Here is a 23,936-nt window from a genome sequence, read left to right as displayed (position 1 = left end):
TAAATAGGGGGTATATTAGGATGAATCGAAACTGGCTTAAAGTTTTTGTGGCAGCCTTTTTGGAGGTTATATGGGTGATAGGCTTAGCCCATGCCTTTGACTTTTGGACTTGGAGCGGAACGATTATCACACTTGTGATCAGCAACTATTTGATGATAACCGCTGCCCAAATCCTGCCGGCCGGGACTGTCTATACTGTTTTTGTCGGGTTAGGAACTGCAGGTACTATCGTTGCGGAAATTATTTTCTTTGCGGAACCCTTTAAGTGGGAGAAAATTCTCCTGATTGTAATACTTTTAATAGGTGTGATAGGGTTGAAATCAGTCACAGACAACAGAACCGAGGAAGGAGCTGAATCGTGATGGCTTGGGTCACCTTGATTTTCGCTGGTTTATTTGAGGCTTTTGGGGTCACTATGATGAATGAATTGCATGTTAGGCGCAATTGGCAGACCGTAGGGCTCTTGATTTTGGGATTTTGTTTTAGCCTTATGCTGTTGGGTTATTCTTTAAGATTTATCCCGATGGGAACCGGGTATGCGATTTGGACGGGAATTGGTGTTGTCGGTGGTACTCTGATTGGCATGATGTTCTATGACGAATCAAGGGATTGGAAGAGATTGGTCTTTATTGCTCTAATTCTAGCTTCGGCTCTTGGTCTTAAAATAATATCATAAAGTAGTACTCCAATCTTCATTTGTAGGGAAGGGGGACAAATAGGAGGTCATCTTTGCGCAGTTCCTGAAGGGAATGTAGTCGTATATTGGGCTAAAGCTGTCCTTTCTATTTGCTATGTTAGTTTAAGGGTTTGGCAGGGTAACCTTTGATATGGTATAGTTAAAGTCGGAAAGAAAGGGGTTTTTAACATGTCAAAAATCCTTATACTAGATGGCAATAGCTTGGCCAACAGGGCCTTTTATGCGTTACCGATGATGACCACGGCAGAAGGTAAACCCACTAATGTGCTCCATGGGTTTATGACGATGCTCTTAAGACTGCTCATGGAGCAAAAGCCTGATTATTGGGTGGTGGCTTTTGATAAGACCAAAGCTACCGTAAGAATAGAGCAATATGCTGATTATAAAGCCCATCGGAAAGAAACTCCGGAAGCGCTAAAACCACAATTTGATTTTCTAAAAGAACTCTTAACTGCTTTTTCCATGCCAATTTTGGAGTGTGTAGGCTATGAAGCTGATGATATCATCGCTACTGTTACGTCTATGGCTGAGAAGCGGGAATGGGAAGTACAGATTTACACAGGGGATCGGGATGCTCTGCAGTTGGTTTCTCCTCATACCACTGTTTATCTGACCCGTAAAGGAATTACTGAGGTGGATGCCTACACAGAAGCGGCTCTTTATGAAAAGTATCAGCTTAGCCCTGCTCAAATCGTCGATCTCAAGGGCTTGATGGGGGATGCCTCCGATAATATCCCCGGCGTACCTGGAGTAGGGGAGAAAACAGCTTTGAAGCTCTTATGGGAATACGGTAATGTGGAAAATGTCTTAGAGAACATCGATAAAATCTCAGGAAAGAAGCTTCAAGAGAATCTGCGCAATAATACAGATAAAGCCATCTTAAGCAAAAAGTTGGCTACCATGCTTTATGATGTCCCTCTGGAGATTGACTTAGATAAATTAGCTTATCGCCGTCCTGATGAAAAGGTTTTTACGGCAGTGTTGGACAAGTATGTTCTTAAAAGTGTGACCCGCATCTGGCATGAGCATCATGGAATAGGGGAAGAGAACAGCAATACAGCTCAAGAATCAGCTCTCGTGTCCTGGCCTTTGCATGAATTGACCAATGAAGAGTGGGTGCACCGACTTCAAAAGTGGCTAAAAGAAAAGACACCACTTGCCTTGGCCTTCGCCAATACTGTGGGAAATCCCCATTGGGCTAAAATCACTGACTGGGGAATCGCGGTAGCAGGGGAGTCCTTTACTTTGCCTTGGACCGAAGGGGATCGGGAGTTACGTGGAGCCTTCATCAACTTGCTCGAAGATCCTGATGTGCCGAAGCTTGTAGCAGACGGTAAGCTACTCTACACTCTGCTCTTAAATGAAGATATTACTATGCAGGGATTAGCTATGGATATCAGCTTGGCTGCTTATTTAATTAACCCTACTCGTACAAAATTTGAATCATTAGGGTTGGTGAAAGAGTACATTCCCGGCGTTATAGAATTCGGAAATCTAGGCGAAGAAGCGTCGGCTTTAGCACAAGTAGCCGGCTCTTACAAGGAAACCTTAGAGGAACTTGGTTTGGGGGCGCTCCTTCATGAAATGGAGGAACCTCTAAGCCCTATCCTTGCGCAGATGGAAAAGCAGGGGATTGTGGTGGATGCTCCAATGCTTGAGGAATTTGGGCAGAACTTGTCCGGGGAACTAGAACGCTTGGAAGAAGGAATCTACGAGGATGCCGGAGAGACCTTTAATATTAACTCTCCGCAACAGTTGGGTCATATTCTCTTTGAAAAGCTAGGGCTTCCCCCCATGAAAAAGACCAAAACCGGGTATTCCACTGATGCCGATACTTTAGAGGAATTAAAGACAGCTCATCCTATGGTGGAGAAAATTTTGGATTATCGGCAGCTGAGTAAGCTCATGTCGACCTATGTCAATGGCTTGCTGGCACAGATTCATGAGGGAAGAGTTCACACGACCTTCCAACAGACTGTTGCTGCTACAGGACGTTTATCCAGTACAGAGCCGAATCTGCAAAATATCCCTATCCGTCTGGAGCTTGGACGGTTATTGCGGAAAGTGTTTAAACCTACCCAATCGGGTTGGGTGCTTTTGTCGGCAGATTATTCCCAAATCGAACTGAGAATCCTTGCCCATTATTCCCAGGATGAAGTGATGCGTGAATCCTTCTTCTTAAATCAAGATGTTCATACGCGGACAGCTTCAGAGGTATTCGGGGTTCCTATGGATGAAGTGACCAAGGATATGCGCCGAAAGGCTAAGGCCGTTAATTTTGGTTTGGTTTATGGGTTGACGGAATTTGGCTTAGGTAGAGATTTAGGGGTACCTCGCAAAGAGGCAAAAGAGTATATCGAGAAGTACTTCCATCGTTATGAAGGAGTTAAACGTTACCTTGAAGAAATCGTCGTCAAAGCTAAAGAAGAGGCGCAGGTGCGCACCTTGCTTAACCGCTTACGGCGTATTCCTGAATTGCGGCACCCAAATCGAGTGCAGCGTCAATTCGGAGAGCGGATCGCCATGAATACTCCCATCCAAGGAACAGCTGCGGATATTATGAAGTTAGCTATGCTAGGGGTGGCTAAAGCCATTGAGCCTTATCGTGCACACCTTTTGTTGCAGGTTCACGACGAATTAGTTCTCGAAGTGGCACCGGAAGACTTAGATGCTGTAGCCAAAGTTGTTCGTGAAGAAATGGAAACTGCTTTTCCGTTGTCAGTGCCCTTGACCGTGGAGTGTAAGAGTGGTCCTAATTGGTATGACATGGAATCGTATTACTTCACTGAACATCAGCAGGAGTAGGATACCCGCAAGAGTAGAATGTCTAGGTAGTAGGGTATTCATGGTTAAAGAATTCTATGAATGCATATGCTTGATCTTTAAATATGAAGGTGTAAAAGATGCCGGAATTACCAGAAGTAGAGACGATTCGCAGAAGCTTGAGTCAGCATATTCTTAACCAGTGTATTACTAAGGTTGAGATTCGTTGGCCGGGCGCTGTGGAGGATTATGAGGAAAATCCCTTTGCCGAAACAGTCAAAGGGTTGAGGATTCAAAGTATCGAGCGACGAGGAAAATATCTATTGTTTACTTTGAATGAAGGATGGTCCTTCATTGCCCATATGCGCATGACCGGACGCTTGATTTACCATACGCAAAACCATGAACCAGAGAAACATACCCATGTCGTCCTGAAGCTTGACCAAGGAGAAGTTCATTTCACTGATACGCGAAAGTTTGGTCGGTTACAGCTGGTAAGAACAGAGGAACGGCTCAACTGGCCTTCTTTGGCTCGTTTGGGGCCGGAGCCACTAGAGAATGGCTTCACACCCGATGAGTTGGGAAAGGGAATCGCCTCTCGAAAGCTAGCAATCAAGGCAGCCTTATTGGATCAAGCACTAGTGGCGGGAATTGGCAATATCTATGCCGATGAGGCGTTGTTTAGGGCTGGCATTGCCCCTGAACGCTGTGCCAATACCCTGACAGCTGAAGAGGTGGTGGGTCTCCATGGAGCAATCCGAGAAGTCCTTCAAGAAGGAATTGTTGCCAAGGGTACCTCTTTTCGGGATTATCAGGATGCCAATGGTGAAAAGGGAGCCTTTCAAAAGGAGCTAAAGGTTTATGGCCGTGGCGGAGAAGCCTGCCGTTGTTGCGGGCAGCCCTTAGAAAAGATTCGACTGGGCGGCCGATCTACGGTATTTTGTTCAAGCTGTCAGAAGTAAGCTTTTTGCTCCGAAAAAGGCCCATGAGCGTAAGCAACTCGACCCAAATAAAGGTGAATAAAGGGACCTGCCTTCATGATTCACCCATAAAAGGAGTTATTTAGATATGAGTATTCTTTACTGTCGGAATTGTGGCGTGGACGTTTCCGGTGAAGCCCTTTTTCGGCAAGTAACTTTTGCTGTAGAGAAAGGGGAAAAAGTGGGCTTGGTGGGGCCAAATGGGGCGGGTAAGACGACCCTATTACGGGCTTGTTTAGGAGAGCTTCGCCTAGAAAGCGGGGATGTCTTTCTTACCGGAACCTTAGGATATCTTCCTCAGAATCCACTCATTGACGAGAACGGAACTGTCTGGTCCAGCATGCTGGAGGAACGAGCTGATTTAATTGATATGCGGGCACAGCTTCACATACTCGAAGAGCGTATGGCCCAGTCCACTGACGAGAAGATTTTCGAACAGTATAGTTCCCTGACCGAGCGCTTTGAAACTATGGGTGGATATGCCTTAGAGGCTCAGATTCGAAAAATACTCTCTGGGTTAGGGCTTACAAAGGAAGTTAACCGCTCTATTCAACATCTAAGCGGAGGGCAAAAAACTCGGCTTGCGCTCAGTAAGCTCTTGCTTCGTTCTCCAGATTTTTTAGTATTGGATGAACCTACTAATCATTTGGATATGGATGCTTTGGAGTGGCTGGAAGGGTTTCTGAAAGGATATGCGGGTGCAATCCTAGTGGTTTCCCACGATCGCTACTTCCTTGATAATATAGTCCAGAAAGTCCTTCACTTAGAAAACGGCAGCCTTCAGAGCTATTCCGGAAATTATTCAGAGTATGAGCTACAAAGAGCTCTTGATGAGATGACCTTGGCCAGGGAAGCAGACAAGTTGAGCAAAAAGATTGCGCGACTAGAGGAGTACATCCGTCGCAATAAGGCTGGTCAGAATTCCAAGCAGGCTCGGGGTCGAGAAACTCAGCTGAATAAGATTAAGCCAATCGAAGTGAGCAAAACAGCGAAGGCTATGCATATTTCTCTCTCCACAGGGCGCCGCAGCGGGGATCGGACCCTTATACTCGAAGAGGTTTCCATAGAATTTCCTGGACGGAAGCTTTTCCAGGGGGTCGATGTTGAGCTGCGCCGAGGTGATCGAGTAGCCCTGCTTGGGGAGAATGGAGTCGGCAAAACCAGTTTGCTGAAGGCCATCAAGGGTGGGTTGAACTATAAGGGTGAGATTCGCCTGGGCGCTAATGTAAAGCTGGGGTACTATTCTCAGGAGCATGAGGAACTGAGAGGGAAGGGGAGCATCCTTGATGAAATTCGCGAGGACTCCGATCTGCTGGACCCCGAGATTCGCAGCCTACTGGCACGTTTCGGTTTTGTGGCGGAGGAAGTCTTTAAGCCTGTTTCCGTATTGAGCGGAGGGGAAAAGAGTCGGCTAGCTTTGGCCAAGCTTTTTCTTACTCAAGGTAATGTGTTGCTCTTGGACGAACCGACTAACCATTTAGATACTCGAATGAGAGATGTCTTAGAAGAAGCTCTCCAGGACTTTGATGGCACACTCTTAGTGGTATCCCATGATCGCTATTTTTTAGATCGAGTGGTCAATAAAATAGCCCGCTTGACCCCTGAGGGAATTCGGCTTTATGAAGGGGATTACAGCACATATAAAGCTCAGGTACAGGAAGAGACAGCTGTAGCTGCTCAGGCCCGCAATGTGTCTGATCAGAATAACTCTAACAGCGTGATTCCGAGTCTTAAGGATAACGCTAAAGGAGCTACGGAGCGTGATCTCAAGCGACGCCAGAAAAAGGCACTGGAGCTGGAGACGCAGGTTGCTGAGTTAGAGAAGGAGATAAATTCCTTGGAAAGTCAGATGGAGGAAGTTGCTTCAAATTACGAAAAAGCCATGGAGATCCATCATGCTTATGAGGAGAAAAAAGCTTTACTGGACAGCACGATGCTGGAGTGGCTGGAATTAACAGAAGACTAGGGTCACAATAGGGAGAGTTTACCCATATATTATCCTGCAAGGAAATGGAACATACAGGAGGATAGATATGGGAGCAGCTCTACTCTTCGCTTTAGCCCTAAGTTTTGATGGATTTGGCGTCGGGTTATCTTATGGAATCAGAAAAATACGTATACCTCTACTCTCTATGCTGGTTATGACTCTTTGTACAGTGGTAGCCATGGGTGCTGCGGTATTTTTAGGGGATGTGTTCATGGACATCATCACCTTCATCCCACCCAATTTGCTGGCAGCAGCTATCTTGCTTTCCCTAGGTGGCTACCAACTGACAAAAGCGGTGCTCAGCTTGATAAAAGGCGATACCCCTAAAGCTGTACCGACTCAAACCGTGGCTTTACGTGAACCCGTTCTGAAATTGGAATTTAAAATCCTAGGCGTCGTAGTGCAAGTACTCAGAACGCCAGAGCAGGCAGACCTCGATGGTTCTGGGGTTATCAGTGCCAAGGAAAGTGTGTTACTGGGAACTGCCTTGTCTTTAGATGCCTTTGCCTCCGGATTGGTCTTAGGCCTTGCTATGGGAGTTCTGAATTCTCTATCGATGATTGGTTGGGTAGCTTTTATGCAAATCGTTATGATCAAATTCGGGCAGGCTTTAGCCGGAAAGCTTCCGGAGGAACATCTAGCAAAGTTGGGGCTTCTGCCTGGGACGATGTTGATTCTCATAGCTCTCAGAAAGATGATATAAGCAAGTCGAGGTGGCGTTCATGTTCGTCATTGGTTTGACGGGAGGGATCGGTAGCGGAAAATCCACGGTCTCCCGTTGGCTCTCCGAACACGGTATACCGATTATTGATGCGGACCGAACGGTCCATGAATTATATGATGCACCTGAAACCATTGCAGCCATCACGGCTGCATTTGGTCATGGTATTGTGACCGATGGAGGACTGATCAATCGCCGAGCCTTGGGTAGTATTGTTTTCACTGATGATCTTGCCCTCAAACAGCTTGAGCGGATTCTCCATCCTTTGGTCAGACGAGACATGCTTAAACAACAAGAAACTATCGCCTTAGCAGGGCACAAAGTATGTATTTGGGATGTTCCCTTGCTTTTTGAGGCTGGTTTTTATGAGCATATGGATGAAATCTGGGTTGTTTGGGTACCTGCTATGATGCAAAAGCAACGTGTGATGAAACGAGATGCTTTGACTCTTGAAGAGGTTGAGCTACGTATGCAAGCCCAATTTTCTTTAGATGAGAAAAGGAAAAAGGCAGATGTTGTCATCGATAACTCTGGAAATTGGCTACAAACTGAAGTACAATTAAGGAAAGAAATGGAAAGAATATTCAGAGAACATGATCTATAGAATTAAGTATTATCTAAAGCTAGATAAGAAGCTCTATTACTCTCCAAGAACGTGATAAATACTGATGAAATCCAAGGAGCCTCTATGAAGAAAAAAGGGTTCAAAGTGCAACGCAAGCGAAAACGATCGGGATTTTTCTTTACTCTGATTATCTTGGTAGCTGTTTTTGTCTTAATTCAGACTCCAACTATAAAGAAGGTGCTTTATCCCTATCCCTATCGATCCCAAATTGAGGAGTATGCTGTACAATATGAGGTTGATCCTTTGCTGGTCATTTCCGTGATTCGGGCCGAAAGCAAATTTCTCCCCTATTCCGAGTCTCATAAAGGGGCGTTGGGCCTGATGCAGCTTATGCCGGACACCGCTAAGTGGATTGCCGAGACACTTGGCGATCAAAGCTTCAGCGAAAGTCAATTAAAAGAGCCGGCAAAGAATATCCAGTATGGAACCTGGTACATAGCTAATTTGCAGAAGGAGTTCCGGGATATCGAGCTCGTCTTGGCGGCTTACAATGGTGGGCGAGGGCATGTTAATGAGTGGCTAAAAACAGAACAGCTTAAGCTGGATGAATTAAAGACGGAGGATATCCCTTTTGGAGAAACTAGAGAGTATGTGCAGCGAGTCTTAGAAAACTACGCCAATTATAAGGAGCTCTACGGGTTAGAAAGAACACGCTGAATATTGAGCGTGTTTCTATTTGGAGCGTTTTTCTATCTTGAGTGCTATATTTCGTTGTACTTTGTTGATACTAAGGTTATAAAAAGTAAAATTGTCTAGATCTGTCCTGCCTCTGATTTCTATCTAGAGAAAGGGATTCTAAGATCTTTTGCAGAATAAGAAGGATAGTGAACTAAGGAGGTTGGGTTGTATGAGTGAAGAGTTTAAACTAAAATCCCATTATCAGCTCGCGATTGTCGGGTGTGGACCGGCTGGGATGTCAGCCGCTTTAAATGCCAAAATTAGAAATAAAGACTTTATCCTTTTGGGAAGTGATTTCTGTAGTCCCAAATTAGCCAAGGCTCCACAGATTGATAACTACTTGGGCTTTCCCGAAATTAAAGGGGAAGAATTGCGGCAACACTATCTGAACCACTTGAAATCTATGGGGATTGAAGTCGTGACCTGGAAGGTCCTCAATATTTATCCTGGGCCGCCTTTTACCTTAGTGGGTAATAATGAATCCTTTGAAGCTGATGCAGTGGTTTTGGCCACCGGGGTATCACCGACCAAGCTTCTTCCCGGAGAGACGGAGCTACTGGGCCGTGGGGTGGGCTATTGTGCGACCTGCGATGGTCCCTTGTACAAAGGAAAGAAAGTCGCTATTATTTCCTATAGTCATGAGGGTGAAGCGGAAGCCAACTTTATGGCTGAGCTTTGCTCGGAGGTATATTACATACCTTTCTATAAAGAAGTGGGTCAGCTCGATTCAAGAATCATCCAAAAGAAGGCTAGAATCAAAGAAATATTCGGCACACAGAATGTCGAGAAGCTGGTCTTGGATAGTGAAGAAATCCAGGTAGATGGCGTATTCGTTTTACGGGAAAGCTTGCCGGCAGAGCAGATTGTTCCAGGGCTGGAAATGGACAAAGGAGCGATTAAGGTTAACCGAGACTTAGGAACCAGTGTGCCGGGACTCTTTGCTGCAGGAGATTGCTCCGGACAACCCTATCAGCTGAACAAAGCGGTAGGGGAAGGGGGAACGGCTGCCCTGAGTGCCATCAAGTATTTGGATGAGATGAAAAAAAGCTAGATCGAAATTAAAGGCAAAATTGGAAATGAGGCCTGTCCCAAATACGAATGCGCATTCGTATTTGGGACAGGCCTCATTTTTACAGTACACAGTCTTGGTAATAATCAATCATTACATACTCATTCTTTATAATACTGTTGCCCCTACTGAATCAATGGCGAGGGTATATGCTTTAGACGTTAACCCATGGGAGCTTAAGGAATCCACCATAGCTTGAGATATTTCACTGGCCTTAGCCGAGGAGACAAGAGCTAGGATGGTTGGCCCCGAGCCGCTTAGTGCTGAGCCAAATGCTCCAAGGTCAAGAGCGACTTCTAAAGTTTCAGAGAGTCCGGGAACCAGGGCCGCTCGTTGGTTTTGATGAAGACGATCCTGCATACCCTCCCTGAGAAACTCATAATTTTCATGAATGAGGGCTTCTACCAGCAAAGCTGTCCTAGATAGATTAAAGACCGCATCGGTGCGAGGTATTGATGCAGGCAACACATTGCGGCTTTTTTCTGTAGAGAGGTGGAAGTCGGGTACAATGGCTAAAGCAATGAATCGAGGATTATCCTGCAAGATTCTGGCGATTACAGAGGTCTCAGTGGATACGGCTAGAGTAATTCCCCCTAGTAGGGCAGGTGCCACATTATCAGGGTGCCCCTCGATACGATTGGCTATCTGAAGAATTTCCTGCTTGCTTAAGACGCCCCCGGCATATTCATTGGCTGCTACAAGTCCTCCCACGATGGCCGCCGAGCTACTGCCTAAGCCACGAGTGGGGGGGACATTGTTCTCCAAAGTCAGGGATACGGTGGGAGTTTTAATGCCGATCTCATTCCACAAGGCGCACATACTTTGCCAGACGAGATTAGAATCATCGGTAGCAATGCCTGATGAGTAGTCTCCTGTTAAGGTAATCTCAAAAGAATCACTAGCATCAATCTGGACGAAATTATATAAAGAAAGGGCCATGCCGAGGCAATCAAAGCCTGGCCCCAAGTTGGCTGAAGTTGCGGGTATTCTAACAGAAACCATGCTGATCCTCCTTAATCGTCGTTGAGTTCTCCTGATTCAAAACGAATGACATTTTGAATACTAAGTACTTTGCCATAAGCCCTGACAGAATCCAAGGCCTCGCGAAGCTGGGATTCTTGGCTAGGATGGGTGACAAGAACGATTTCAGCCTCATGGCGTTTCTTCTGTTTTTGAATAATTGAGGCAAAACTGACACTAGCTTCAGCAAAGAGTAAAGCCAAAGTAGCTAAGACCCTAGGTTCATCCTTGACTCGCAAGCGAATATAGAAAGCGCTTTTGAAATTTTGCTCGCTTTTAATCGGTAATTCGTTATAGCAGGTGCAATTGATGCTGGCAGTAGAATTTGTGTTCAAGTTGCGTACCACCTGAATGATATCAGATACAACGGCGCTTCCGGTAGGAAGGGAACCGGCACCGCGACCATAGAACATAGTTTCGCCCACTGCATCACCCACCACATAAACGGCATTAAAGACCCCATTGACTGAAGCTAAAGGGTGTGAGTTTGGCAAGATTGCCGGATGGACACGAACTTCTATACCATCTGCCTGAGATTTGGCCACAGCCAATAGCTTAATTGTTGAATTTAATTCTCGAGCATAGGCAATGTCTTCGGAAGTGATTTTTGAGATCCCTTCTACATAAACATCATTCACTGTGACTCTTGAATTGAAAGCGATGGAAGCAAGTATGGCCAGTTTGCGTGCCGCATCTAAGCCATCTACGTCCGCTGATGGATCGGCTTCAGCATAGCCCAGTTTTTGAGCTTCTTCCAGTACCTCTTGATAGTCTCGACCCTGCTCCGACATTGCTGTCAAAATGTAATTGGTGGTGCCATTAATAATACCCAAAACCTCTGAGATTTTGTTGCCGGCCAATGACTGCTTGAGAGCAGCGATAATGGGAATGCCGCCGGCTACACTGGCTTCAAATAGGAGGTCCTTACCTGCTTCCTTGGCGGCATCTAGGAGCTCATGGCCGTGGATGGCCAGGAGATCTTTATTCGCAGTTACGACGTTTTTTCCGTTTTTAAAGGCTTCTAATATATAGGTTCGAGCCGGTTCTATCCCACCCATAACCTCGACCACCACATCGATTTGGGGGTCGGTAAGAATGTCTTTGACTTGATCAGTAAGTGTGAAATCCCCTTGCACATTGCGAGGTGCATTCAGGTTCCGCACCAGCACTTTCGAGACCTTAATTTGAGTTTGGGAACGGTTCTGTATATCGCTAGCATTCTGCTCAAGTATTTGAATTACCCCACTGCCGACGGTTCCGAGACCCAAAAGTCCGATTGAAACGACCTGCATTGAATTTCCTCCAATCCGTTTCATGAAAACAAATGTATTCGCATTGTGGACATTATAATATGGTTTTTTTTCTTTGACAAGAGTTTTTCAAAAGTGGTTGACACTACAGACTGTGTATTATAAACTTATTTATAAATCAAAGAATGTATTATAACAGAAGGAAGTGTACCTAGGGTTCCGGGAAATTCTCCGACAGGTCCGAGCGGTACAAGATCCAGAGTATGGATTTACACCGTGGGCAGAAAAAACCCGAGCGGAAAGTTCCTCCAAAGTGCAAGGAACACCGCTCGGTTTCCTTTTAGCTAGTTTCCTGCATAGAATTAGTTGTTAGATCATTGAGTAGTAAACCAAGTGAGAATCTTGACGCAAGCCAAGTTCTATAATTTTCTAGTACCAGGTGGAGAAAAATCAATTTAACTTATGGGTAAAGGGGAGATTTTTGTGGAAATGCTTATTTATCTAAACGGTGAGTATGTTACAAAAGAAGAGGCTAAGATATCAGTTTTTGATCATGGTTTGCTTTATGGAGATGGTATTTTTGAAGGCATTCGTGCTTATCATGGCAGAGTATTCAAATGTCAAGAACACTTAGATCGCCTTTATGAGTCGGCCAAAACGATTATGTTGAATATTGGCATCTCTAAGTCTGAGATGGAAGAAGTTCTTTGCAGTACCTTGAGAAAAAACAACTTAGATAATGCCTATATCCGTTTAGTAGTTACCCGTGGGGTGGGAGACCTAGGTTTAGATCCTAACAACTGCAAAGCGGCTAGTATTATCTGTATTGCAGACCAAATAAAAATTTATCCTCAACACATGTACGAGAATGGTCTCGAAGTCAAAACGGTTGCTGTACGGCGGACAAATCCGGATTCCCTGAGCCCACGTGTAAAATCCTTAAACTACTTGAACAATATTATGGCCAAGATTGAATCCACTCAAGCAGGGGTGGTTGAGGCAATCATGTTAACCCAAGAAGGTTATGTGGTGGAAGGAACTGCAGATAATATTTTCATCCTTCGTCGTGGCGCCCTGCTAACTCCGCCTTTATCTGCTGGATGTCTCGAGGGAGTAACCCGCAATGCCGTTATTGCTTTAGCTAAAAAGGCAGGTCTTGAAGTTCGGGAAGAGCTGTTTAACCGGCATGATGTTTACAATGCTGATGAGTGTTTCCTGACCGGAACCGCTGCTGAATTAATCCCCGTAGTTCAAGCTGATGGTCGGGTCATCGGCGATGGAAAACCGGGAAAAGTGTTTAAAGATCTCTTGCAGGATTTCCGTGCTTTGACTCTGGTAGACGGAGTTCCCATTAATAAGTAGGAATGACGCATTGGGTAAATCAGGAAGTAATGTTACAATATACTTTAGGATCTCCTGCAGTCCAAAATGTTCCAAGTAAATCTGTAGGAAAAGCAATATATAATTTTAAGAGCTAGTTTATTTAGGCATTTTTAAGCGAACTTGTATTAAAACAATAAAACAGATTTTTATCTTTGTTAAAGGAGTGGAGAGGAAGAATGAACAGCAATACAGTAAAAGCAGGTATTGACCGCGCACCCCATCGTTCCCTTCTAAAAGCTTTAGGACTTACCGATCGTGAGATTGAAAAACCATTTATCGGCGTCGTAAATTCTTTTACAGAGCTCGTTCCAGGGCATATGTATCTTCGTCAAGTTGCCGAAGCAGTGAAAGCTGGCATTCGTGAAAATGGTGGAACACCTTTTGAGTTCTCCACAATAGCTGTCTGTGACGGGCTTGCTATGGGTCATGAAGGCATGCATTACTCCTTGGCGAGTCGTGAAATAGTAGCGGATGCAATTGAAGTTGTCGCCAAGGGTCACCAACTGGATGCTTTGGTTTTAATTCCAAGTTGCGATAAAGTGGTTCCCGGAATGTTGATGGCGGCTATGCGCTTAAATATCCCTGCCATTGTGGTCAGCGGCGGTCCCATGCTACCGGGACGCTTTGAAGGAGCTCCGGTTACCCTGAGCACCGTATTTGAAGGGGTTGGCCAGGTACACGCTGGTAAAAAAGATGAGGCTTGGCTCCATGAGTTAGAAGCCAAGGCTTGCCCCACCTGTGGTTCATGTGCCGGGATGTTTACTGCGAACTCTATGAATTGTTTAACTGAGGCCCTCGGCTTGGCTTTACCCGGCAATGGGACGATTCCCGCAGTCTATTCGGAGCGTTTAGTCCTTGCCAATGAAACCGGTTATCAAGTGATGGAGCTTTATCGTCAAAATATCAGACCTCGGGATATCGTTACCCAAGCTACCTTAAAAAACGGGGTAGCTCTCGATATGGCTCTCGGTTGCTCCACCAATACTATTTTGCATTTACCGGCTATCGCCAATGAAGGGGATATCGACTGGGAGCTGAGCAAAGTAAATGAAGTCAGTGAAAAGACTCCCCAAATCTGCAAATTAGCTCCGGCTTCGGAGACACCCTTGGCAGCACTTCATGAGGCAGGTGGCGTCAGTGCCGTACTCAAACAATTGCTCGATGCCGGTTTAATCGACGGATCAACTCTGACCGTCTCCGGGGTAACTATGGCTGAACGACTTAAAGGCGCTAGGGTCGTGGATACTGATATTATTCGCCCCCAATCCGAACCCTTCTCCCAAAGAGGGGGATTGCGCATCCTCTATGGCAACTTAGCTCCTGAGGGAGCGGTGATTAAGCAGGGGGCACTTAAGAGCCAGGATTTTGTTTTCGAGGGTAAGGCCAAGGTATTCAATGGTGAAGTTCCTGCGGCTGAAGCTATTCGCAATCTTGAAATCAAGGCCGGTGATGTGGTTGTTATTCGCTATGAAGGGCCTAAAGGCGGACCGGGCATGAGAGAAATGCTTGGGCCTACCGCTACTTTGGCAGGCATGGGTCTCGACGCAGATGTAGCGTTAATCACGGATGGTCGTTTCTCGGGTGCCAGCCGTGGACTCTCTATCGGTCATGTATCACCGGAAGCAGCCATCGGGGGCGATATTGCTCTCTTAAAGGATGGCGATACTATTCGTATCGATATTGGTAAAGGTCAACTGCAATGGGTTGTTTCGGAGGAAGAAAGAAGTCAGCGCAGAAAGGAATTTGAAGATAAAGCAGTTCAGACCGACAATCTTAAGCCCGAACTACGCAATGGCTACCTAGGACGGTATGCTCACTTTGTGCAATCTGCTTCTAAGGGAGCGGCCTTACGACGATTGAAGGGGGAATAATGTATGGGGAAAGAGAAGGAGTGTACCACATATGCAACTGGGGCGGCACTCTTGCTGGAGTCTTTAGCCCAAGAAGGGGTTGAAGTTCTTTTTGGGTACCCCGGCGGTGCGGTTTTACCCATCTATGATGCCTTAATTAACAGCTCCATTAAGCATCTCCTCCCGCGTCATGAGCAAACTGCAGTTCATGCGGCTGATGCCTTCGCCCGGGTCAGCGGAAAAGTGGGGGTCTGTCTAGCTACATCCGGTCCGGGAGCGACCAATTTGGTTACGGGTATTGCCAATGCCTATATGGATTCAATACCCATCGTCGTCCTAACGGGGCAAGTGCCTACCAGCCTCTTGGGAACGGATTCTTTCCAAGAAGTAGATATCACCGGGATTACTCTTCCGATCACAAAACACTCCTATATTGTCAAAGATGCACGGCAGATACCGCGGATCGTCAAGGAAGCCTTTCATATTGCCAGCACTGGACGCCCCGGTCCCGTCTTAATTGACTTACCGAAAAACGTCCTAGCTGCAACGAATGTAGTTCCTGAATCGGCAGAGCTGCATTTAACGAGTTATAAGTACTTTAAGAAAGGAAATGCGGGACAGATCGAGGAAGCGGCTCGTGTCATTGCCCAATCCCAACGCCCTGTTCTTTATGCGGGGGGAGGAGTCGTCACAGCGGGAGCCAGTGAAATCCTCCGAGAAGTGGCAGAAGTTGCCAATCTCCCGGTGGTCACCACCTTAATGGGACTCGGTAGTATGCCGACAAGCCATCCTAACGTCCTTGGCATGGTAGGAATGCACGGAACGGTAACCGCTAATTACGCGGTGGATGATTGTGATCTTCTTATCGCTGTAGGTGTACGGTTCGATGATCGCGTCACCAGCGGCTTAGGTCATCGGTTTGCTACAAAAGCCAAAATCATTCATATCGACATCGATCCGGCTGAGATAAGCAAAGTCGTACGGACCAATGTCCCGATCGTCGGGAATGCCAAATTAGTGCTAGAAGAACTTCTGCCACGCATAACTCCACCTAGTCTCTCAGCCTGGTGGGATCAGATCCACATTTGGCAAGAAGAAAGACCTAAAGTCACCGATCCCACGGCCTTAAATCCTCAGGTCATAATCGAGACCCTTGGGGAATTGGCCGGAAAAGAGGATATCGTGGCTACAGATGTAGGTCAGCATCAGATGTGGGCAGCTCAAAACTATCCTGTCCCAGCAGCTCGCCACTTTATTACCAGCGGCGGTCTGGGAACCATGGGCTTTGGCTTGCCGGCAGCGATCGGATCACAAGTAGCTGCTCCCCATGCCACAGTTTTTCTGGTGACTGGGGATGGTTCTTTCCAAATGAGCATCCAAGAGCTTGCCACCACCGTTCAATACAAGCTCCCCGTAAAAATTATTCTGATGAATAATGGAGTTTTGGGAATGGTTCGGCAGTTACAAAAGGTCTTCTGTGAAGAACGTTATAATCAAATCCAGCTATCCGCCAATCCGGATTTTATTAAGATTGCCGAAGCCTATGGTATTCACGGCATCCGCGTCACTGAGGTTTCGCAAGTACGTGATGCTCTATTAGAAGCCATCCATCATCCCGGCCCAGTTCTGATGGACTTCGTAATTTCCGAAGATGAAGTGGTGTCCCCCATGGTTCCCCCAGGGAAGGCACTCACAGAAATGCTGGGGAGGTAAAGATATGCTGCATACTTTAGCTGTTCTTGTGGAAAATAACCCGGGAGTACTAACCCGGGTAGCCGGCTTATTTGCCCGTCGGGCTTACAATATCAACAGCCTTTCCGTCTGTCAAACGGAGAATCCCGGTATTTCTCGGATGACCATTGTCGTTGATGGGGATGATACAGTCATAGAACAGGTCTCCAAGCAGCTTCATAAGCTGGTGGTGGTTCATAAGGTAGTGGATCTGACCAAGGAGACTGTCGTGGATCGGGAACTGGCCTTAGTTCGCATTAAGGTAAAAGCGGATACTCGTTTGGAAATTTTGCAAATTGTGGACGTCTTCCGGGGTAGAGTTGTGGACATGGGACGTAGCAATCTTACCGTAGAACTCACCGGTGATGAAGAAAAGATTGACGCTTTCGTGCGAACCATTCGTCCTTTTGGCTTAATGGAATTGGTTCGAACAGGTAAAATCGCCATTACCCGCTTAGACAGTTAGGGTATATCCCCCAAGTGTATTCCGAACGCATAGGAGTATTGTTGTTATGAAAACACTTTATTAGTCTTATCCTGTTGTAGAACAGTGAATGATATGTTATCATTAGAACTATAACATAAGTAGCTAACCATAAAAAACTAAGATAATCCACTAGGATTCAAGAAGGAGCGTTTTATCAATGGCAAAAATGTATTATGATTCCGATGCAAGTTTAGAATTACTTCAAGGCAAAAAAATTGCAGTTATGGGTTTCGGGAGCCAAGGTCATGCTCAAGCCCAGAACTTAAAAGATTCCGGTCTCGACGTCGTCGTTGGTCTACGTGCTGATTCCCGTCGTTGGAAACAAGCTGAGGCTGCCGGACTGAAAGTAGCAACAGTGGCTGAAGCTGCAGCTCAGGCGGATGTCATCCAAATCCTTCTGCCTGATGAGCGCCAAGCGGCAGTTTATGAAAAGGATATCAAACCGAGTCTAACAGCAGGCAAATGCTTGATTTTCTCCCATGGCTTTAACATCCACTACGGACAAATCGTACCTCCTGCAGATGTAGATGTATTTATGGTTGCCCCCAAGAGCCCTGGTCACTTGGTACGCAGAACCTATGAAGAAGGTGCTGGGGTTCCTGGCTTAATCGCTGTTCATCAAGATGCTAGCGGTCGTGCCTATGACCTCGCTTTGGCTTATGCTAAAGGTATCGGCTGTACTCGTGCAGGAGTTCTGGAGACCACCTTCAAGGAAGAAACTGAAACCGACCTCTTCGGAGAACAAGCCGTACTTTGTGGTGGGGTATCCGAATTGATTAAAGCTGGTTTCGATACCTTAGTTGAAGCAGGTTACCAACCTGAGAGTGCTTATTTCGAGTGCTTACATGAAATGAAGCTCATCGTTGACCTGATCTATGAAGGCGGTATGAGTTGGATGCGCTACTCGATCTCCGATACCGCAGAATATGGTGATATGGTTGTCGGAAAACGGATCATCACAGATGAAACTCGTAAAGAAATGAAAAAAGTGCTTGGGGAAATTCAAGACGGTACCTTTGCCAAGAACTGGCTCTTAGAAAACCAAACCAATCGTCCCTTCTTTAATGCCACCGAACGTAAAGATGCCGATCATCAAATTGAAAAAGTCGGAGCAGAGCTTCGTGGTATGATGCCCTTTATTCAAAAACGCGGCATCTAATTTGTCCCCCATAGGATATAGACAATTATCCCCCGCACCAGTTACCTTGTCATTCGTCTCACTGGAATGATGGTTCAACCCACCAAGAGATCGGTGAAAAAGTCTTCCCCTCCACCTATGGGAAAATCCCCTAACTAATATGTCACATGTGTGCGCTTTGTTCGAGATAAACAAAGCGCACCGTTCTATTGAGAGGAAAGGAATTGAGACAGTATGGCAATGACGATTACAGAGAAGATTCTTGCCGAGCATGCTGGGCTGGATAGGGTTGTACCCGGTCAGCTGATCACAGCGAAGCTTGATCTGACCTTAGCGAACGATATTACTGGACCCGTTTCCATCCGGGAATTCGAAAAATTCGGAGTGAAAAATGTTTGGGACAAAAATAAAGTCGCCCTAGTTCCGGACCACTTTACCCCTAATAAGGATATTGCTTCTGCCGAGTTAAGCAAAACCATGCGTGAATTTGCTAAAAAACAAGAGATCGTTCATTACTGGGAACAAGGACGAGTCGGAGTAGAACACTGTCTCTTACCTGAACAAGGAGTGACCTTGCCTGGTGACGTCATCATTGGTGCTGATTCTCATACCTGCACTTATGGCGCCTTAGGAGCCTTTGCTACGGGTGTCGGAAGTACGGATCTAGCCGCGGGTATGGCAACGGGAGAAGCTTGGTTCAGAATTCCCGAGTCCATTAAATTTGTTTTCAAGGGCACGAATTTCCAACCTTGGGTGAGTGGTAAAGATCTGATTCTTTATGCCATTGGTAAGATCGGAGTAGATGGCGCTCGCTATCGTGCGATGGAGTTCACCGGGGAGGGTATCGCTGCCTTATCTATGGATAGTCGCTTTACCATGTGCAATATGGCAGTAGAAGCCGGTGCTAAAAACGGCATCATTGCACCTGACCAAAAGACTTTAGACTACGTCCAAGCAAGAGCAAAACGTCCCTTTAAAGTCTATAATAGTGATCCCGATGCCCAGTATGTGGAGGTCTACGAATGGGATGTTGCGGATATCCCTCTGCAAGTGGCGTTCCCCCATTTGCCAGAGAATGCAAAACCCGTTAGTGATGGCAAAGGTATCAAAATTGATCAAGTGGTCATCGGTTCCTGTACGAATGGACGTTTAGAGGATCTTCAGGTAGCCGCACGAATCCTGAAGGGTAAAAAGGTCCATTCTGATGTGCGCTTGATCGTGATTCCCGGAACTCCGGATATCTATAAGCAAGCAATGAAAGAAGGATTACTGGAGATCTTTATCGATGCGGGAGCCGTGGTCAGCACTCCCACCTGTGGACCTTGTCTAGGTGGATTTATGGGAATTCTGGCCAAAGGGGAAAGAGCCCTTTCGACAACGAACCGTAATTTTGTAGGGCGGATGGGACATCCGGAAAGTGAGATCTATTTGGCAGGACCAGCAGTGGCAGCAGCTACGGCAATCGCCGGAGAAATCTCCCATCCAGAGGAGGTGTTATAATGGCAAGAGCTTGGAAATTCGGTGATGATATTGACACAGATGCTATTATACCCGCACGCTATATGAATCAATTTAGTCCTGAGCATTTAGCAGCTCATTGTATGGAAGATGCAGATGTAAATTTTGCCAAAGAAGTAAAGACTGGTGATTTCATCATCGGCGGCAAAAACTTTGGCTGTGGATCCTCGCGTGAACATGCACCGGTTGCCATTAAAGCCGCAGGGGTGAAGGCGGTTATTGCCGAATCCTATGCGCGGATTTTTTATCGTAATTCACTAAATATCGGTTTGCCAATTTTAGAGAGCCCTGAGGCTGTCCAAGGGATTGAAGCAGGGGATGAGGTCAGCGTGGATTTGGAGTCGGGTAAGATCAAAAACCTGACGAAGAACACCGCATTCGAAGCAAGACCTTTCCCACCTTTTATGCAAGACTTGATTAAAGCCGGGGGACTCATTCCATACGTGAAGGGGAGACGAGAAAATGCCTAAAATTGCAGTGTTGCCAGGGGATGGGATCGGTCAAGAGATTATTCCTCAAGCGGTGAAGGTGATCAAAGCCGTCTTAGGAGCTAAAGAAGCAGAATTTGAATTTAAAGATTATCCTGTCGGTGGAGCAGCTATCGAAGCGGTGGGAAAGGCATTGCCTGATGAGACCTTAAAAGGTTGCCAAGAAGCTGATGCAGTCCTTTTAGGAGCAGTAGGTGGTCCTAAGTGGGATCATCTGCCATCCCCAGAACGACCAGAAACAGCAGCTCTGCTGGGTTTGCGTAAAGGTCTGAGCTTTTATGCCAATATACGTCCGGTGCGTATGATTCCCAGCCTGATTTCCACCTCTACTCTCAAGGAAGAGGTCCTTGATGGGGTAGATATGGTGGTTATTCGAGAATTGACCGGAGGAGTTTACTTTGGCGAAAAGGGTCGTTCAGATAACCCCCGCGCCGCCTATGATACCATGTCCTATTCGGAAGAGGAAATTCGGCGCATCCTGATCAAGGGCTTTGAAACGGCGCAGATCCGCAGCAAAAAACTTTGCTCAGTAGATAAAGCTAATGTATTAGAAACTTCACGTCTCTGGCGAGAGATTGCTATTGAGCTCTCGAAAGACTATCCGGATGTGGAACTCACCCATCTTTTAGTGGATAATGCGGCCATGCAATTGGTGCGCAACCCTAAACAATTTGATGTTATCGTTACGGAGAACATGTTCGGGGATATCCTAACGGATTTAGCATCCATGCTGGGTGGTTCTATCGGTATGCTGTCTTCGGCAAGCCTTAACGGTACGAAAGGGATGTATGAACCTGCCCATGGTTCTGCCCCGGATATTGCAGGTAAGAACTTGGCTAATCCATTAGCCACCATCCTATCGGCTGCCCTGATGCTACGCTACACCTTCGCAATGGATGAGGAAGCTACTCGTATTGAGACTGCAGTGGAGAAAGTGCTTGAACAAGGATATCGGACTGGGGATCTAGCACGACCTGGCGATAAAGTTGTCGGAACTGTGGAAATGACAGATGCAGTACTGGCGGCATTATAAGAACATTAGAATCGAAATTAAACAAGAACAGGGAGAGTTACTCGCTACAAATAGTAGTGAATAATTCTCCCTCTTTTATTATATAAGATTCATAAATGATCTAATCCCATGCTAATATTTGGCTGGAGCATCAGTGGAGCATCTTATGAGTGCGAATGGAGCACCTAATATCAATTCTATATCCCGTATAAGCAATCGGTATGTTACATGTTTAACAAATGCAATTATAATGATGGCAATAGGATTAATGCTTTGTTAGACATATTTAGACAAGTCATGTGTGATTTTTCATTATGAGAGAAAGAGGAATGACCTTCATGGAGTACTTTGGGGAAGAGGCATTAGGCCTTGTTGAAACTAGAGGAATGGTACCGGCGATTGAAGCAGCAGATGTCATGTGTAAAACTGCTGATGTTATTCTGGTCTCCTACGAAAATGTGGGTTCTGGACTCGTAACCGTTATGGTAAAAGGTGATGTTGCCGCGGTAAGGAATGCAGTCGAAAAAGGAGCAGCGGCAGCTGCCGCGATTGGCGACTTGACAGCAGCGCATGTAATGCCACGTCCAGTTAGTCGAGTCGGCAAAATTGTTTCAAGACATGATATTGATGAATAGGTATTGATAATCATGGAAGGGGAGTCCTGTGGAGAGAGATAATGCGTTAGGATTCATAGAAACGTATGGGCTTGTGTCAGTCTTAGAAGCTGCTGATGCCATGTGCAAAGCTGCGGAAGTGGAATTAGTGGGTTATGAGAATGTGGCTTCTGGGTTGATTTCCGTGATAGTACGTGGGGATATCGGTGCTGTAAAGACGGCAGTAGAGGCCGGTATCGAAGCGGCGAGCAAGGTGGGTAAGATTTACAGCAGCAATGTTATTGCTAGACCACATCCTGATATAGAAAAGATTGTTGCAAAGCACGTGATCGACTGGTAAATAAGGCACTTTATATCTCAGTGAAGGATATGTGGAAAGGGTGGTGAGTTATGAATCGAATAGATAATGATTTACTTTCCATTCAAGAAGCGCGGATTCTTGTGGAGAACGCCCGCGAGGCGCAAAAGATCCTAGCGACTTTTCCTCAAGAAAAACTAGATAAGATTGTTGGACGTATGGCTGATGAAGCCTTGAAATATGCTAGAGAATTTGCAGTGATGTCTCATGAAGAAACAGGATATGGCAAATGGCAGGACAAGTACATCAAGAATGTTTTTGCTAGTGATTTTCTCTATAAAAGAATCAAGGATATGAAAGTTGTCGGGATTATATCTGAAGACAAAGCAATGCAGACCATGGATATCGGGGTGCCGATCGGGGTGGTAGTTGCCTTGATTCCTTCGACTAATCCTGTATCTACTACTATCTACAAAGCTTTGATTGCTATAAAATCTGGCAACGCCATTGTTTTTTCACCACACCCTAAAGCGAAAATAACCATAAGCAAAGTGCTTGACATACTGATCCGGACGGCTGAGGCCTGCGGGTTGCCAAGTGGAGCCATTGGCTATTTGCGTACACTTGCCATAGATGGCACGGTCGGCTTAATGAATCACAAGGACACAGCTCTTGTTTTAATAACAGGTGTTCCCAAGATGGCTGAAGCGGCCTTTGCCTCAGGAAAACCAATTATTTATGGGGGACCGGGAAATGGCCCCGCCTTTATTGAACGGTCGGCCAACATAAAACAAGCGGTTGCTGATATTATCGTCAGTCGAACCTTTGATAACGGCATTATCTCAGCTTCAGAACAATCCATTGTGGTTGAGGATTGCATTGCTGATCAAGTAAGAGAAGAGCTCAGAAAAAGCGGAGCATATTTCCTGTCTGTACAGGAATCTGAACAGCTTAGTAAGTTATTCATAGACTCTGCCGGCTGTATCAATTCAGAGATTGTTGGCAAATCGGCAGTTGATTTAGCCCAAAAAATTGGGATCTGTGTTCCCGCGGAAACGAAGGTTTTGGTTTCAGAACAAAAATTCGTGTCCCATACCAATCCGTATGCTCGGGAAAAACTTTGTCCGGTACTGGCTTTTTATGTTGAAAGGGATTGGCAGAATGCCTGTGAAAAATGCATCGAATTGTTACTGAATGAAGGGCGGGGTCATACACTTGTCATTCATTCCGAGAATGAGAACGTAATCAGGGAATTCGCCTTAAGAAAACCAGTTTCCAGAGTTCTCGTGAATACTCCTGCTACCCTAGGTGGCATCGGAGCTACCACCAATCTCTTCCCAGCTTTGACCTTAGGCTGCGGAGCAGCCGGAGGCGGGTTTACTTCTGATAATGTATCACCCATGAATTTGATTAATATTCGTAAGGTAGGCTATGGGGTGCGAAAGTTGGAAGACATAACAAGGGGTGCACTGGTTAGGGAAGGTACTGCACCAAGTGAAGGTTATAGCTCCGTTGTCCAACACTCTAGAGATAATACACAGGATCTTAAAGATCTGCTGGGAAAACTGCTGGAACAGCTTACATTATAAGTGAACATGCGTTGTGACGATAGGAAAGAGTGACGCAT

General features: G+C 46.0%; 22 protein-coding genes. 20 read left to right on the top strand and 2 right to left on the bottom strand.

Going from position 1 to position 23,936, the window contains the following annotated elements; translation table 11 throughout:
• Positions 1 to 20: 20 nt before the first annotated feature.
• The 9 genes from AAC978_RS04240 (at position 21) to AAC978_RS04200 (ending at position 9,502) form a co-directional block, all read left to right on the top strand.
• Positions 21 to 362, top strand: a complete 342-nt coding sequence (locus tag AAC978_RS04240; protein WP_341546765.1) for a DMT family transporter — start codon at positions 21 to 23, stop codon at positions 360 to 362.
• Positions 362 to 676 carry a DMT family transporter gene (locus AAC978_RS04235; protein ID WP_341546764.1) on the top strand — a complete coding sequence of 105 codons (315 nt, stop codon included), beginning with the start codon at positions 362 to 364 and terminating at the stop codon, positions 674 to 676. The genes AAC978_RS04240 and AAC978_RS04235 overlap by 1 nt, the downstream gene beginning before the upstream one ends.
• Before the next feature lie 189 nt (positions 677 to 865).
• Positions 866 to 3,502 (top strand): DNA polymerase I, encoded by a 2,637-nt coding sequence (gene polA / locus AAC978_RS04230; RefSeq protein ID WP_341546763.1) that lies wholly within the window; start codon positions 866 to 868, stop codon positions 3,500 to 3,502.
• A 98-nt stretch (positions 3,503 to 3,600) separates the two neighbouring features.
• Positions 3,601 to 4,422 carry a bifunctional DNA-formamidopyrimidine glycosylase/DNA-(apurinic or apyrimidinic site) lyase gene (mutM, locus tag AAC978_RS04225; protein ID WP_341546762.1) on the top strand — a complete coding sequence of 274 codons (822 nt, stop codon included), beginning with the start codon at positions 3,601 to 3,603 and terminating at the stop codon, positions 4,420 to 4,422.
• A gap of 106 nt (positions 4,423 to 4,528) precedes the next feature.
• On the top strand, positions 4,529 to 6,406 hold the full coding sequence (locus AAC978_RS04220; RefSeq protein ID WP_341546761.1) for an ABC-F family ATP-binding cassette domain-containing protein: 1,878 nt from the start codon (positions 4,529 to 4,531) through the stop codon (positions 6,404 to 6,406).
• A gap of 67 nt (positions 6,407 to 6,473) precedes the next feature.
• Positions 6,474 to 7,130, top strand: a complete 657-nt coding sequence (gene ytaF / locus AAC978_RS04215) for a sporulation membrane protein YtaF (RefSeq protein ID WP_341546760.1) — start codon at positions 6,474 to 6,476, stop codon at positions 7,128 to 7,130.
• 19 nt (positions 7,131 to 7,149) lie between these two features.
• The gene (coaE, locus tag AAC978_RS04210; protein ID WP_341546759.1) at positions 7,150 to 7,752 is read left to right on the top strand and encodes a dephospho-CoA kinase; all 603 of its coding nucleotides are present in this window, start codon (positions 7,150 to 7,152) and stop codon (positions 7,750 to 7,752) included.
• A gap of 84 nt (positions 7,753 to 7,836) precedes the next feature.
• Entirely contained in the window at positions 7,837 to 8,430 is a 594-nt protein-coding gene (locus AAC978_RS04205; RefSeq protein WP_341546758.1) for a lytic transglycosylase domain-containing protein, read from the top strand.
• Between the two features lie 190 nt (positions 8,431 to 8,620).
• Positions 8,621 to 9,502 (top strand): NAD(P)/FAD-dependent oxidoreductase, encoded by an 882-nt coding sequence (locus AAC978_RS04200; protein ID WP_341546757.1) that lies wholly within the window; start codon positions 8,621 to 8,623, stop codon positions 9,500 to 9,502.
• A gap of 126 nt (positions 9,503 to 9,628) precedes the next feature.
• Here the strand turns inward: AAC978_RS04200 and thrB are convergent, their stop codons facing one another.
• Complete coding sequence (gene thrB / locus AAC978_RS04195) at positions 9,629 to 10,522, bottom strand: homoserine kinase (protein ID WP_341546756.1); 894 nt, start codon at positions 10,520 to 10,522, stop codon at positions 9,629 to 9,631.
• An 11-nt stretch (positions 10,523 to 10,533) separates the two neighbouring features.
• A complete protein-coding gene (locus AAC978_RS04190) occupies positions 10,534 to 11,832 on the bottom strand; it encodes a homoserine dehydrogenase (RefSeq protein ID WP_341546755.1) in 1,299 nt (432 codons plus the stop codon).
• Between the two features lie 441 nt (positions 11,833 to 12,273).
• On the opposite strand from AAC978_RS04190, the gene ilvE reads away from it, so the two are divergent.
• The 11 genes from ilvE (at position 12,274) to AAC978_RS04135 (ending at position 23,898) form a co-directional block, all read left to right on the top strand.
• On the top strand, positions 12,274 to 13,152 hold the full coding sequence (gene ilvE / locus AAC978_RS04185; RefSeq protein ID WP_341546754.1) for a branched-chain-amino-acid transaminase: 879 nt from the start codon (positions 12,274 to 12,276) through the stop codon (positions 13,150 to 13,152).
• 197 nt (positions 13,153 to 13,349) lie between these two features.
• Positions 13,350 to 15,044, top strand: coding sequence for a dihydroxy-acid dehydratase (gene ilvD / locus AAC978_RS04180; protein WP_341546753.1), 1,695 nt, complete (start codon positions 13,350 to 13,352; stop codon positions 15,042 to 15,044).
• Between the two features lie 3 nt (positions 15,045 to 15,047).
• Positions 15,048 to 16,736 carry a biosynthetic-type acetolactate synthase large subunit gene (gene ilvB / locus AAC978_RS04175; RefSeq protein ID WP_341546752.1) on the top strand — a complete coding sequence of 563 codons (1,689 nt, stop codon included), beginning with the start codon at positions 15,048 to 15,050 and terminating at the stop codon, positions 16,734 to 16,736.
• A 4-nt stretch (positions 16,737 to 16,740) separates the two neighbouring features.
• Entirely contained in the window at positions 16,741 to 17,220 is a 480-nt protein-coding gene (gene ilvN / locus AAC978_RS04170; RefSeq protein WP_341546751.1) for an acetolactate synthase small subunit, read from the top strand.
• A gap of 178 nt (positions 17,221 to 17,398) precedes the next feature.
• Positions 17,399 to 18,400, top strand: a complete 1,002-nt coding sequence (gene ilvC, locus AAC978_RS04165) for a ketol-acid reductoisomerase (RefSeq protein ID WP_341546750.1) — start codon at positions 17,399 to 17,401, stop codon at positions 18,398 to 18,400.
• Between the two features lie 213 nt (positions 18,401 to 18,613).
• Complete coding sequence (gene leuC, locus AAC978_RS04160; protein WP_341546749.1) at positions 18,614 to 19,879, top strand: 3-isopropylmalate dehydratase large subunit; 1,266 nt, start codon at positions 18,614 to 18,616, stop codon at positions 19,877 to 19,879.
• Positions 19,879 to 20,367 carry a 3-isopropylmalate dehydratase small subunit gene (locus AAC978_RS04155; RefSeq protein WP_341546748.1) on the top strand — a complete coding sequence of 163 codons (489 nt, stop codon included), beginning with the start codon at positions 19,879 to 19,881 and terminating at the stop codon, positions 20,365 to 20,367. Before leuC ends, AAC978_RS04155 begins: the two co-directional genes overlap by 1 nt.
• Entirely contained in the window at positions 20,360 to 21,418 is a 1,059-nt protein-coding gene (gene leuB / locus AAC978_RS04150; protein WP_341546747.1) for a 3-isopropylmalate dehydrogenase, read from the top strand. Before AAC978_RS04155 ends, leuB begins: the two co-directional genes overlap by 8 nt.
• A 317-nt stretch (positions 21,419 to 21,735) precedes the next feature.
• On the top strand, positions 21,736 to 22,032 hold the full coding sequence (locus AAC978_RS04145) for a BMC domain-containing protein (RefSeq protein WP_341546939.1): 297 nt from the start codon (positions 21,736 to 21,738) through the stop codon (positions 22,030 to 22,032).
• 28 nt (positions 22,033 to 22,060) lie between these two features.
• Positions 22,061 to 22,351, top strand: a complete 291-nt coding sequence (locus AAC978_RS04140; protein ID WP_341546746.1) for a BMC domain-containing protein — start codon at positions 22,061 to 22,063, stop codon at positions 22,349 to 22,351.
• Between the two features lie 50 nt (positions 22,352 to 22,401).
• Complete coding sequence (locus AAC978_RS04135) at positions 22,402 to 23,898, top strand: acetaldehyde dehydrogenase (acetylating) (protein ID WP_341546745.1); 1,497 nt, start codon at positions 22,402 to 22,404, stop codon at positions 23,896 to 23,898.
• Positions 23,899 to 23,936 lie beyond the last annotated feature (38 nt).

Source organism: Desulfitobacterium sp. THU1 (assembly GCF_038181555.1).
Lineage (GTDB): Bacteria > Bacillota > Desulfitobacteriia > Desulfitobacteriales > Desulfitobacteriaceae > Desulfitobacterium.
This window is presented reverse-complemented; position numbering and strand designations above follow the sequence as displayed.